This window comes from Rhodanobacter panaciterrae (genome assembly GCF_014651895.1).
Classification (GTDB): Bacteria; Pseudomonadota; Gammaproteobacteria; order Xanthomonadales; family Rhodanobacteraceae; genus Rhodanobacter; species Rhodanobacter panaciterrae.
In genome coordinates this window covers 592005-604764 of the sequence record NZ_BMXT01000002.1, presented here as the reverse complement: position 1 = coordinate 604764, position 12760 = coordinate 592005, and the positions used below count along the sequence as shown (strand labels likewise).

The window sequence follows — 12760 nt, the reverse complement described above, 5'->3', positions numbered from 1 at the left end:
CCAGGCATCCCGCCCATGCCCGAGGGCCGGCCATACCGATCCTCGGGACATCGGTACGGCTCAATCCCGATCGTAGGAAAGCTGGATGCCCATGGTGCCGCCGGTTTCGATGAACAGGTTCAGGAAGGCCGGCACCGTGTCCGTGCGCGCCCAGTCGCGCTGCAGTTCGCAGAACAGTTGGCCCACGCTGATCATCTTGCCGCCGGCCTGCTCGATGCGGCGCAGCGCCATTTCGTGCGCGGCCAGCGAGGTGCCGCCGACCGCATCGGCCACCACATAGACTTCGTAGCCTTCCTTCAATGCATCGAGTGCGGGGAAGGTCAGGCAGGCCTCGGTCCACAGCGCGGTCATGATCAGCTTCTTGCGGCCGGTCGCTTCCACTGCCTTGCGGAACTCGACGTCCTCCCATGAGTTGATCGTGCTGCGGTCGTAGGTGGGAATGCCGGCGAGCGCCTTGCGCAAGGGTGCGATCGGCGGCTTGTTCGCACCGCTCTTCACGTTCACCGTCGAGTGCACGATCGGCAGGCCATAGGCCACGGCCGCCTTGGCGGTGCCGACGATGTTGTTGATCAGCAGTTGCCGGTTCATCGAGTCGATCGAGTTGACCTGCACCGGCTGGTAGTCGATGACGATCAGGGCCGAGTTTTGCGGGGTCAGCAGATGATCCTTGAGCGGATCACGGATGGGTTCGCTTGCCATGGTGTTTCTCCAGGGAGGAAGGGAATGTGCTGATACGCAGCACGCGTGATGCTGGCGGTGCGTCCGACGGCTCCCACCCGAAGGTAGGAGCCGCTTCGATTCACTGCGCCATCCGACCGAACTTGCCGCTGCTGAAGTCGGTGAACGCCTGCTGGATTTCTTCCTGGCTGTTCATCACGAACGGGCCATAGCCGACCACCGGCTCGTCGATCGGTTCGCCGCTGAGCAGCAGCACGGTGGCGTCGCTGTTCGCCTCCAGCGAGATCTCGTCACCGGCGCGATCAAACGTCACCATCTGCGCGTCGCGGGCGACCTGGCTGCCGTTCACCTGCACCGTGCCGCGCAGCACGATCAAGGCGACCGTGCGACCTGCCGGCACCACGAAATCCACCGCGTGATCCTGCTTCAGCCGCACGTCCCACACATCGATCGGGGTGAACGTGCGCGCCGGACCGCGATGGCCGTTGTACTCGCCGGCGATCACCCGCAGCTTGCCGGCGCCGTCGGGCAGATCGACCGCCGGGATGTCGGCATCGAGCAGAGTCTGGTAACCCGGCGCGGCCATCTTGTCGCTGGCCGGCAGGTTCACCCACAGCTGCACCATCTCCAGCGTGCCGCCGCTACGGGTGAATTCGTGCGAGTGGAACTCCTCGTGCAGGATGCCGGACGCCGCCGTCATCCACTGCACGTCGCCGGGGCCGATCTTGCCGCCGGCACCGGTGGAGTCGCGATGCTCGACCTCGCCTTCGTAGACGATGGTGACGGTTTCGAAACCGCGGTGCGGATGCTGGCCAACGCCGCGCGGTTGCGTCGCGGGTTTGAACGCCATCGGGCCGGCATAGTCCAGCAGCAGGAACGGGCTCAGATGCTGGCCGTGGCTGTTGTACGAGAACATCGAGCGCACCGGAAAGCCGTCGCCCACCCAATGCTGTTGCGGGGCGCTGTACACGCCAAGAATCTTTTTCATGGGATCTCCTTCGCTGCGAACCGGAGTGGCTGCAGGCATGGGCGCCATGGTGGACCTGGGCCACTGCCGCCGGTAGCCGGCGTGGCTTATCCTCAGTGTCCTATCCATGGAACGCTGGACGCCGCGATGCAGGATCTCAACGACCTGTTCTATTTCGTCCAGGTGGTGGAACACCACGGCTTTGCCGCGGCCGGGCGCGCGCTGGGGATTCCCAAATCCAAGCTCAGCCGGCGCGTGGCCATGCTGGAGGAGCGCCTGGGCGTGCGCCTGGTGCAACGTTCCACCCGGCGTTTTTCGGTCACCGAGCTGGGCCAGAACTATTACCGCCACTGCAAGGCGATGCTGGTCGAGGCCGAGGCGGCGCAGGAGCTGATCGACCTCACCCGCGCCGAACCGCAAGGCATCGTGCGCGTGGCCTGCCCGGTGGCGCTGCTGCACTTCCAGATCGGCGCGATGCTGGCCCGTTTCATGGCCAGTCATCCACGCGTGCAAGTGCAGCTGGAGGCGACCAACCGGCGCGTGGACGTGATCCAGGAAGGCTACGACCTCGCCCTGCGCGTGCGCTTTCCGCCACTGGAGGACAGCGACCTAGTGATGAAGGTGCTGGGCGACAGTCCGCAATGTCTTGTCGCCAGCCCCGCGCTGCTGGAACAGCACCCGCCGTTGCGGGTGCCGGCCGACCTGCATGGCGTACCCAGCATCGGTCTCGGCCTCGATCTGGCGCGCACGCGCAGCGAACATGTGTGGCAGCTCAACGGCCCGGACGGCCGCAGCGTGGTGGCGACGCACACGCCGCGCCTGGTCACCGACGACATGATGGCGCTGCGATTGGCGGCGCTCGCCGGCGTGGGCATCGTGCAATTGCCCACCATGACCATCCGCAACGAATTCCGCGCGGGAACCCTGCAGCGCGTCTTGCCGGACTGGGCACCGCAGAGCGGCATCGTGCACGCCATCTTCCCGTCGCGCCGCGGCTTGCTGCCGGCGGTGCGTCAGCTGATCGACTACCTGGCGGTGGAGTTCGAACAGCTGGCTGACGAAGGCTAGATTCCCGAACGCATCGCCTACTTACTTCGCCGCATTGTGATCACGTATGGTGCGGCGATACCCCAAAGACTCCTTCAGGACACGCACGATGGCCAACTCGGTGGATTATGTGGTTGTGGGTGCCGGCCCTGCCGGTTGTGCAGTGGCCGCGCGACTGGCCGCAGCCCGGCCCGACCTGACCGTCGCCATCCTCGAGACCGGGCCAGAGCGCACACCGCTGCTCTCGAAAGTGCCGCTGGGCATTGCGGGCCTGGTGGGCCTGAAAAATTCGGCCAACTACGCCTACACCACGACACCGCAGGCGGGGTTGCAAGGGCGGCAGGGTTTCCAGCCGCGTGGACGCGGCGTCGGCGGTTCCAGCCTGATCAACGCGATGATCTACATGCGCGGCCAGCCGCAGGACTACGACGGCTGGGAAGCATTGGGTTGCCGCGGCTGGGGCTGGAACGATGTACTGCCGTATTTCAAGCGCAGCGAGGACAACGTGCGCGGCGCCTCGGCACTGCATGGTGCTGGCGGTCCATTGCGGGTCGAGGATCTGCGCGAGCGCAATCCGGCGACCCAGGCCTTGATCGAGGCGGCCGTGCAGGCCGGCTTTCCGCGCAATGACGATTTCAACGGTGCCGTGCAGGAAGGCGTCGGTGCGTATCAGGTCTTCCAGAAAGCCGGCCGCCGTTTCAATGCCGCTGAAGCTTATCTTGGAGTGGCCGGCGCGCGGCCTGCCAATCTGCAGGTGATCGCCAATGCCCAGGTCCGGCGCATCCGCTTCGACGGCAAGCGCGCCACCGGTGTGGTCTATCGCAAGGGCGGGGCCGAGCATTCGCTGAGCGCGCGCTGCGAGGTCATTCTCTCGGCCGGCGCGTTCGGCTCGCCGCAGCTATTGATGGCCTCGGGCGTGGGCCCGGCCGAACACCTGCGCGAGCACGGCATCGATGTCGTGGCGGATCGCGCACAGGTCGGGCAGAACCTGCAGGACCATGTCGACTACACCTTGAACGTGCGCGCCAAGGCGCCGGGCCTGTTCGGCATCACCTTGCCGGTGCTGTATCAGGGAATGATGAGCATGCGCGCATGGAGTCGCGACGGCCGCGGCATGCTGACCACGAACGTGGCCGAGGCCGGCGGCTTCCTCAAGAGCGATCCTTCGCTCGACCGGCCCGACCTGCAACTGCACTTCTGCATCGGCATCGTCGATGACCACAACCGCAAGCTGCACCTGGGCTCGGGCTATTCGATCCACGTCTGCGTATTGCGCCCGCACAGCCGCGGCCAGGTTCGCCTGGCCAGTGCCGATATGGGCAACGCACCGCTGATCGATCCGAATTTCTTCAGCGATCCGCGCGATCTCGACACCCTGGTCGCCGGCACCAAGATCAGCCAGCGCATCATGGCCGCGCCCGCATTGGCCAGCTGGAACGGCCGCACGCTCTACGGCACCGGCCGCGATGACGACGAAACCCTGCGCCAGCTGATCCGCGCCCACGCCGACACGATCTACCACCCGGTCGGCACCTGCCGCATGGGCGACGATGCGGAATCCGTGGTCGATCCTGAATTGCGCGTGCGCGGCGTTGAAGGTTTGCGCGTGGTCGATGCCTCGATCATGCCGCGCGTGATCAGCGGCAATACGCAAGCGCCGTGCGCGATGATCGGAGAGAAGGCGGCGGACATGATTCTTGAGGCGGGTCGCGCAGCTTACTAAGTAAGCGTCGTGTACGCCGTTTTCCCGTCGTGCCACTGACTGCAATCGGCCAACAACGGCCGGTCGCCAGCTACAAATGCATGCTGAAAAGCGGCCACTCCCGAGAGATTTAGCGTTGGATTTAACCGGCGCCGGAGGCGGCCGCCTTGAACTGGTTAGGGCGGTGGCTTAGAGACGTGCGCAATCTGCGCACGCCTGCACCGTGCAACTCCGACTTGTTCAAGTGACCGGTGAAAAGCTTTGGCTTTTCAGGTCAACGGCCGGTCATTTTCAACGCGGCTTCCGGAAGACGTTCGCCCTCGATCTCGATTTTCGAGGCAGCAACGCCAATCTCGTGGAGGTCACCACTCGTTAGCTCCAGATCGACTGCACCGAGATTCTCTTCAAGGCGATGCAATTTGGTTGTCCCTGGGATCGGCACAATCCACGGCTTCTGCGCGAGCAGCCACGCCAAAGCCACCTGCGCCGGCGTCGCGTGCTTGCGCTCGGCAACCGCCTTGACCAGATCCACCAGGGCCATATTCGCCTTGCGTGCTTCGGGGGAGAAGCGAGGCACAACATTGCGGAAATCGGTCGGGTCGAACTTCGTGTTCTCGTCGATCTTGCCGGTCAGGAACCCGGCACCGAGCGGACTGAACGGCACGAAGCCGATGCCGAGCTCTTCAAGCAGCGGCAGCAATTCGGCTTCGGGGCCGCGCCAGAACAGCGAGTATTCGCTCTGGACCGCCGTCACCGGTTGCACGGCATGCGCGCGACGGATCGTCTGGATACCCGCCTCCGACAGACCGAAGTGTTTCACCTTGCCCTCGGCGATCAACTCCTTGACCACGCCGGCCACGTCTTCGATCGGTACGTTCGGATCGACGCGATGCTGGAACAGCAGATCAATCCGGTCGGTGCGCAGACGCCTGAGGCTGCCCTCGACGGCGACCTTGATGTGCTCAGGCCGACTGTTGACGCCGCTGCCGCGTTCACCGGTCTGCGGGTTGATGTCGAAGCCGAACTTGGTCGCAATGATCACCTGGTCGCGGATCGGCGCCAGCGCTTCCCCGACCAGTTCCTCGTTGACGAAGGGGCCGTAGGCTTCGGCCGTATCGAAGAAGGTGATGCCGCGTTCATGCGCGGAGCGCATCAGGGCGATCATGTCCTGCCTATCCGCGGCCGGGCCATAGGCGGAACTCATGCCCATGCAGCCGAGCCCAAGGGCGGAGACTTCCAGATTGCTGTTGCCGAGTTTGCGGTTCTTCATGGGTCTACTCCGTTCGTTGCTTTCGTTGTTTCAGCCAGCCGGTCACTTGCTCCATCGTTTGCCTCTCCTGATCGGCCTGCATCGAGAAACCGGGGCGAAGCTGCGCTTTCGGGGCATGGCTGGCGAGGATGGATGGGCTGTTCCCCAACCCGTAACCACCATGGGTGACGAAGGGGATCAGGGTCTTCCCGGACAGATCGTGCGCGGACAGGAAGGCGCGAATGACCGGTGGGGTGGTCTCTCCCCAGATGGGAAAGCCCAGATAGATGGTGTCGTAGGTGGCCATGTTGGAAACCTTGGCTTCCAACGCGGGTTCATAGCCGCGATCGCGTTCCAGTCGTGCCTGTTCGACCGTTTCCAGATATTCCTCCGGATAGGGTTGAGCGGGCCGGATCTCGAACAAATCGGTGCCGAACGTTCGGTGAATCAACCCGGCGACGACGCGTGTGTTTCCCGAACGCGAGAAATAAGCCACGAGCGTGCGCGAACCTGTTCTCTGTAGGTCGCCGCTGTCGTTCGTTTGAGCCGCGAGGCTGATCAAGGGAAGGCCCGCGAGCGCGGTCACCACCGCTCGGCGCGCGGGATCATGCGGCGATGTCATGTTGTCTCCCACGAATCAGCGCCCGACGCGCGCCTGGTGCGCGGGGGAATAGCGGTCGCCCACGACCTTGACCTCTTCCAGCAGTTTGGCGAGCTTGCGCTTGTCCTCATCGGTCAGGACGACGGCAGCAGCGCCGAGGTTCTCTTCCAGCCGGTGGAGCTTGGTCGTGCCCGGGATCGGCACGATCCACGGCTTCTGCGCCAGCAGCCAGGCCAGTGCGATCTGTGCCGGCGTCACGCCCTTCTCCTTGGCGATCTGGCCGAGCAAATCCACCAAGGCCTGGTTTGCCTGGAGTGCCTCGGGCGAAAAGCGCGGTACCTGACTGCGGTAGTCATCGCTGCCGAAGGTGGTGCCGGCACCGATCGCGCCGGTCAGGAAACCCCTGCCGAGAGGGCTGAAAGGCACGAAGCCGATGCCAAGTTCCTCCAGCGTTGGCAGGATGTCCTGCTCGGGCTGGCGCCACCACAATGAGTATTCGCTTTGCAGGGCGGTCACCGGCTGCACGGCATGCGCGCGACGAATGGTTTGCGCGCCAGCTTCGGACAGGCCGAAGTGCTTGACCTTGCCTTCGGCGATCAGCTCCTTGACCGTACCGGCCACGTCTTCGATCGGCACCTCGGGATCGACCCGGTGCTGGTACAGCAGGTCGATCACGTCGGTGCGCAGGCGTTTGAGTGAGCCTTCGACGGCCCAGCGGATATGATCAGGTCGGCTGTTGAGGATCTGCTGCTTGCCGTCGTCGCCGAAGGTGAAGCCGAACTTGGTGGCGATCACGACTCGCTCCCGCACCGGGGCGAGCGCTTCACCAACGACCTCCTCGTTGAGGTTGGGGCCATAGACCTCGGCCGTATCGAACAGCGTCACGCCCCGATCGACGGCGGCGCGGATCAGCGTGATCGCCGCCTGTCTGTCCATGGCAGGCCCATAGCCATGGCTCAGTCCCATGCAGCCCAAGCCGATGGCGGAGACTTCGAGTTGGCTGTTACCGAGTTTGCGCGTCTTCATGATGGTGTCCTCCATGAGCACAATTTAGGCCCGAACGATTGGCAGCACTAGATGGCATAATCGGAAAGGGTTGATAACCGGAGCGGATAAATGTCGACCGAGAGCTACGATCAACTCGCGATTTTTTCGGTCGTGGCACGGGAGCGCAGCTTTACCCGTGCGGCGGCCAAGCTCGGCATATCGCAGCCCGCGTTAAGCCGAACCATGCGGCAGTTGGAAGAACGGCTGGGCGTCCGGCTCCTGGCGCGCACGACCCGCAGCGTTTCCCCTACGGAGGCGGGCGAACACCTGCTGAAAGTGATCACTCCCCGGCTCGAAGAAATCGACACCGAGCTGGCCTTGCTCAGCGAATTCCGGGACAAGCCGGCAGGCCGATTGCGCATCACGGCGGGCGAACATGCGGCAATCGCGGTCCTGCAGCCGGTACTCGCAAAACTGCTTCCGGACCATCCCGACCTTCATATCGAAATCATCGTGGACTATGGCCTGACCGACATCGTGGCCGAAGGCTACGACGCCGGTGTCCGACTGGGCGAACAGGTCGCCAAGGACATGATCGCGGTACGCATCGGTCCCGACGTGCGCATGGCTGTAGTCGGTTCCCCGGATTACTTCGCCCGGCATCCGCGACCCAAGACCCCACGCGACCTCGTCCGGCATAACTGCATCGCCATCCGCCTGCCGACCTACGGTGGCCTCTTCCCCTGGGAGTTCGAAAAGAAAGGAGAAGAGCTGAAGGTGCGCATCGAGGGCCAGCTGGTGTTCAACAATATCGCCATGCGTCTGGACGCTGCGCTCAAGGGGCTCGGATTGGCCTACATGCCCGAGGACCTGGTGAAGATACACGTCAAAGAGGGTCGATTGATTCGCGCGCTCTCGGACTGGTGCCCCTCGTTCCCGGGATACCACCTCTACTATCCGAGCCGACGCCAAAGCTCACCCGCCTTCACGCTGTTCCGTGACGCCTTGCGTTACTCAGGCTGACTCGCCAGATACTGCGCCTCGGTCACCAGATCCATCCAATCGACCGACTTCCCGTTGAGTGCTTCCGCGATCGCAATGTGCGTCATGCTTGTCGTACGCGTGGCACCATGCCAGTGCTTGACCCCCGGCGGAATCCAGACGACATCGCCAGGCTTGATGACCTGGACCGGGCCGCCCCACTGCTGAACCAGTCCCATGCCGGACGTGACAATCAATGTCTGTCCCAATGGATGCGTGTGCCAGGCTGTTCGGGCGCCCGGCTCGAACGTCACGATCGCACCACCGCTGCGCGCCGGCGCCTCCGCCTGGAATCGCGAGGCCACCTGTACCGAGCCGGTGAAATGGTCGGCAGAACCGCGAGTGGAAGGCTGAGAACCCGTGTGTATGACGGTGATCGTTCGATCTTCCTGGGTCTGCGCTCCCTGATCGGGTCGGCTTGCCGAAGCGTCCGCTGTCTTGAACACCTCTCGCGCGATCGGCACGGCCGAAACAGCATTGGGCCAGCCCGTATAAAAGGCGAGCTGCGTGATCGTCTCGACCAGTTCGTCTTGGGTCACGCCGTTCTGCAGGGCCAGCGCCATATGCGAACGAAGCTGATCGGGGCGATTGAGCGCCATGAGCGCGGCGACGGTGACAAGGCTGCGGTCGCGCTTGGAGAGTTGCTTACGTTCCCAGACGTCGCCGAAGAGCACCTTGTCGGTGAGTTCCGCAAGCTTGGGGTCGATGTCGCCCATCAACTGCTGAGCTCGGGTGCGGGGCTGACTGGTGGTGGGTGCGGATTTTTCGGACATTGCAGACACACTCTCTTGAGCATGAAGTGAAGTGCTCACGCCTTGAGTCAGAACCGCACCCGATAACACCAGAGCCCATGCAAGCAATTTCATGATGTTCCTTCGCATTTCGTGCGCAGTACGCGGGATCACAAGGTCCTCGCGTAGAACGGAGTCAGCTTGCCGATGGTGGCGTCTACGTACTTGGGAACCCAGTAGGTTTCGATGTGCGTGGCGCCGTCGATCTTGAACAGTTCCTTGTCCTTGGCGCCCGTGGCCTTGGCGAAGGCTTCCTCGGTCATATACAGGCTGTCGGCCTTGCTGCCGGCAATCATCAGCAGGGGTTGCTCGATCAGTTCGGTCTGGTCGGTGGCATCCCAGCGCATCAGATCGACCAGGCTGCTCATGGTGTACCTGAAGGTCGAGCCGGGATGCGCGTTAGTGCGCCAGTAGTACTGGTAGCCCTGCCGGTACATCTCGAACGGCAGTGCGGCGATCTGCGCGTCGGTCATGTCCGCGTCGCCGGCATAGAGGATCTTTCCGCCGGCCTTTTCCTGCGCGCGCGCGTCCGTGGCCTGCTTGAGGCGTTGCTGGATCGTGTTCAACTGCGAATCCGCGAAACCGTTGCGGCGAACGCGACCGGAGTTGAACATGCTCAGCGTCGCCACCGCCTTGAAGCGCTTGTCGGATTTGGCGGCATTCAAGGAATACCCGCCGCCGCCGCAGATGCCAAGTAACCCCAGGCGTTCGGGATCGACGCCCGGATAGCGGGTAATGAAGTCCGCCGCGCTGTGGATGTCCTCGGTGCGGAACTGGGGCTTGTCCACGCTGCGCGGCTCGCCTCCGCTGCCGCCCTGATACGCAGCATCCATGGCGATCGTGATGTAGCCCTGTTCGGCCAGACGCTGGGCATGCAGGCCGGCGGTCTGTTCCTTCACCCCTCCATTGGGGTGGGCGACTACGATCGCGGCGTACTTCTTCTTCGGATCGTAGTTGGCCGGGGTATAGACGTTGGCGACGACGTTCAGGCCGTTGAGATCGTAGTTGACCGGGTGGATGTTGACCTTGCCCGGCTCGTTCTTCGTGATGGCGTCGGCATACACCAGCGTGAACGGATTCTTCTTGTAGTCGAAGGTGGTGCCTGCGGCAGCGGTAGTGGTCATTGCTGGAACTCCTACTAGTGCAACTGATGAGAGAACGAAGGCGGCGGTTCCAAGGAACTCGCGCCGATTTCTGTTGATGACTTCATCGCTCATTTGAACTTGAACTCCTACCTTGTTCTTTGCGAATGACGGGTTCGCAGGACTTCGCGAGGGGTCGTGCGAAGCGCGTCAATCCAGATGCTTCCCCGCAAGGAACTTCGACACCAGGTCCGCGATCTGGACGTTGTTCAAATCGGAGAAGGCGAAATGTGTGTTGCCCCGGATGCCGATGTCCGGCAGATGTATCAAGGTCACGTCGCCGCCATGCTTGTTCACGGTGTCACGCCACGACCGCGCCATCTGTAGCCGTGCACGCCAACTGTCCTGGGCAGGCAAGTCGATCGGATGATCGGGAATGTTGTCGCCGTAGATGACGAGGATCGGAATCCTGGTCAGCGCCACGAACTGGCTCATGGGAACGGCCTCGCCCTTGACGGTATCGAACGCACTCGGTATCGCCGTCGGCACTTCGCCCTCAGGGAAGACGAAGCTGCTGCCTGGCTCAAAAGCTACGATGGCTTTGACGTTCGCGTTCTTGATGGCGATGAGCCAACCGGGGCCGCCGCCCTGGGAATGCGTGAACAGAATGCCGGGACCGATCTTCTTGAAGAGGGCCGCAACACCGTCCGAGATGACGTTCTCGTCGAACGGTCCGGTGTTCGGGGTCATCGCCCGAAAGAACTGATTCAACGTCTGCGGATCGCACGAAAACTGCACATGCGGGAAGCATTTCGGCCATAGACCAATGCGGAATTGATTGAACCAGAGCTGCTCGTCGGGCGTAGGCTTGATGGTCGTCTCAACCATGCTACGACCGGCATCGCCGCGACGCGGCTGATCGACCAGATACACGCCAAACCTGCGGCGCAGGAAAAGGGTCTGGAACCCTTCGCGGCCATCGGCCGTGGTTTCCCAACTCTTGGAGAACTGACCGGCACCGTGCAACATGACGATCGGATACTTCCGGGCGTTCACGGGGATCTCGTAGAAGGCGTAGGCGTGGTCGCCGTGGTAGCTCTGGCCGGCCGGGTCCAGCGGCTTGCGCGGATCGAAGGTTCCCGGTGCGGTTGTCACCGTGCCGCCGGCCGCGAAGCTCCCTTGGTCCTTGATGACCAGTGGGCTGTGGTCGGCTGCATTCACGGCTGTGCCGGCACACAGAGCAAAACAGAGGACGCTTGCCTTCATCACGGAGGAAAAGCATCTGACGACGCGCTGGTTCATGGTTTGCCCTCGGCCTGAAATAGCTGAGTGCAAAGTACCGGCCGTCTATTGATAGATAAAGATCAGTAGTGCGATAGCACTAATATCAAATTCGCATAGATGTCAGCTTGAGCAAGTCGCACGGCCGACAGACTGACCAGCAGTCCGCGGTACATTCGCTGCGTGTACCCAGCGATCATTTGCAGGCCCGAGGAACGCAGTGATCGCACCGGATCTGCTCGCACGGCAGTTATTTTTCCGCTGCTTCCTGAAAAATGGACTCCCCCAAAGCGGCCGTTCGCAACCGGCTCAAATGGGTCGAAAGCAGACATCACCGCTCCTGCTTACGCCACTCTCAATGTGACAGATCAATCGCGGCCTCACCGATAGCGCAATGCTTCCACCAGCAGCGAAAACGCCGGCGAGTGCTGGCGCCTGCTTGGGTAGTAGAGGTGATAGCCGGGAAACGGCGGGCACCAGTCACCCAGCAGACGCGTCAGGCGGCCTGCCGTGATATCCGCGAGCACGATGTCTTCCGGCAGACAGGCAAGGCCGAAGCCGTCGAGCGCCGCCGTGCGGATCTGCCGGCTATTGTTGAAGGCCAGCCGACCCTCCACGCGGACATTCAGCGCGTGACCGTCCTGCTCGAACTCCCACGCGTAGAGTCCGCCGTGGGTAAGAAAGCGGATATTGATGCAGTCGTGCCCGGTGAGATCGCGCGGGGTATGCACGGGCGGACGTGAGGCGAGGTAGTCGGGCGCACCGACGACGGCCATGCGCATCGGCGGCCCGATCGGCGTGGCGATCATGTCCTTGGCCACCTGCTCGCCGAGACGGATGCCGGCATCGAAGCGCTCGGCGACGATGTCGGTCAAGGTGGAGTCGGTGATCACCTCGACGCGGATGTCCGGGTATTCCGGCAGCAGCTTGCGCAGCGCCGGCCAGAGGATCGTGGTGGCGGCGTGCTCGCCGGCGGTGATGCGCAGCGTGCCGCTGGGTTTGTCGCGCAGCTCGCTCAGGTTCGCCACGGCCGCATCGATATCGCCGAAGTTGGGTGTCAGCTCCCGGAACAGTCGCTCGCCTGCCTCGGTGGGGGCGACATTACGCGTGGTCCTCGTGAGCAGGCGTAGGCCGAGCCGGGCCTCCAACCCGCGGATGGTGTGGCTGAGCGCCGACTGTGACACGCCCAGTTGCGCAGCAGCGCGAGTAAAGCTGCGTTCGCGCGCCACCATCAGGAAGGCCAGCAAGTCGTTGTAGTTCTCGCGAGGCATGGCCATTCGCCTTTTGATGAATTTAGATCATAAGAGCATTCGAATTATCCCGTCTAATCAATT

12 protein-coding genes and 1 pseudogene are annotated in these 12760 nt (G+C 63.0%); 3 read left to right on the top strand and 10 right to left on the bottom strand.

Annotated elements, in window-relative coordinates:
- Positions 1-60 precede the first annotated feature (60 nt).
- Positions 61-699, bottom strand: a complete 639-nt coding sequence (locus tag IE071_RS12115; RefSeq protein WP_189441445.1) for a hydrolase — start codon at positions 697-699, stop codon at positions 61-63.
- A 100-nt stretch (positions 700-799) separates the two neighbouring features.
- The gene (locus IE071_RS12110) at positions 800-1666 is read right to left on the bottom strand and encodes a pirin family protein (protein WP_189441444.1); all 867 of its coding nucleotides are present in this window, start codon (positions 1664-1666) and stop codon (positions 800-802) included.
- 126 nt (positions 1667-1792) lie between these two features.
- Between IE071_RS12110 and IE071_RS12105 the strand changes: the two genes are divergently transcribed.
- Entirely contained in the window at positions 1793-2713 is a 921-nt protein-coding gene (locus tag IE071_RS12105) for a LysR family transcriptional regulator (RefSeq protein ID WP_189441443.1), read from the top strand.
- Between the two features lie 88 nt (positions 2714-2801).
- The gene (locus IE071_RS12100; protein WP_189441442.1) at positions 2802-4415 is read left to right on the top strand and encodes a GMC family oxidoreductase; all 1614 of its coding nucleotides are present in this window, start codon (positions 2802-2804) and stop codon (positions 4413-4415) included.
- 253 nt (positions 4416-4668) lie between these two features.
- On the opposite strand, the gene IE071_RS12095 is transcribed toward IE071_RS12100, so the two are convergent.
- From IE071_RS12095 to IE071_RS12085, 3 genes are read right to left on the bottom strand one after another with little or no spacing between them, the layout of a single operon-like run.
- Positions 4669-5664 (bottom strand): aldo/keto reductase, encoded by a 996-nt coding sequence (locus IE071_RS12095; protein WP_189441441.1) that lies wholly within the window; start codon positions 5662-5664, stop codon positions 4669-4671.
- A gap of 4 nt (positions 5665-5668) precedes the next feature.
- Positions 5669-6265 (bottom strand): flavodoxin, encoded by a 597-nt coding sequence (locus IE071_RS12090; protein WP_189441440.1) that lies wholly within the window; start codon positions 6263-6265, stop codon positions 5669-5671.
- Positions 6266-6280: 15 nt separating this feature from the next.
- The gene (locus IE071_RS12085) at positions 6281-7270 is read right to left on the bottom strand and encodes an aldo/keto reductase (RefSeq protein WP_189441439.1); all 990 of its coding nucleotides are present in this window, start codon (positions 7268-7270) and stop codon (positions 6281-6283) included.
- Between the two features lie 90 nt (positions 7271-7360).
- Between IE071_RS12085 and IE071_RS12080 the strand changes: the two genes are divergently transcribed.
- Positions 7361-8254, top strand: a complete 894-nt coding sequence (locus tag IE071_RS12080; RefSeq protein ID WP_189441438.1) for a LysR family transcriptional regulator — start codon at positions 7361-7363, stop codon at positions 8252-8254.
- Here IE071_RS12080 and IE071_RS15870 read toward each other — a convergent pair.
- From IE071_RS15870 to IE071_RS12060, 5 genes and pseudogenes are all read right to left on the bottom strand, one after another.
- Positions 8242-8736 (bottom strand): (R)-mandelonitrile lyase, encoded by a 495-nt coding sequence (locus tag IE071_RS15870; protein WP_425503458.1) that lies wholly within the window; start codon positions 8734-8736, stop codon positions 8242-8244. The genes IE071_RS12080 and IE071_RS15870 overlap by 13 nt on opposite strands.
- Positions 8731-8988: pseudogene (locus tag IE071_RS15865) on the bottom strand (carboxymuconolactone decarboxylase family protein); the annotation flags it as partial. The gene IE071_RS15870 and the pseudogene IE071_RS15865, both read right to left, overlap by 6 nt.
- 185 nt (positions 8989-9173) lie before the next feature.
- Positions 9174-10187 (bottom strand): alpha/beta hydrolase, encoded by a 1014-nt coding sequence (locus IE071_RS12070; protein WP_229792877.1) that lies wholly within the window; start codon positions 10185-10187, stop codon positions 9174-9176.
- A 168-nt stretch (positions 10188-10355) separates the two neighbouring features.
- Positions 10356-11447: an alpha/beta hydrolase gene (locus tag IE071_RS12065; RefSeq protein WP_229792876.1), complete on the bottom strand. Its 1092-nt coding sequence runs from the start codon at positions 11445-11447 to the stop codon at positions 10356-10358.
- A gap of 359 nt (positions 11448-11806) precedes the next feature.
- On the bottom strand, positions 11807-12697 hold the full coding sequence (locus IE071_RS12060) for a LysR family transcriptional regulator (RefSeq protein ID WP_189441436.1): 891 nt from the start codon (positions 12695-12697) through the stop codon (positions 11807-11809).
- Between the last annotated feature and the right edge of the window lie 63 nt (positions 12698-12760).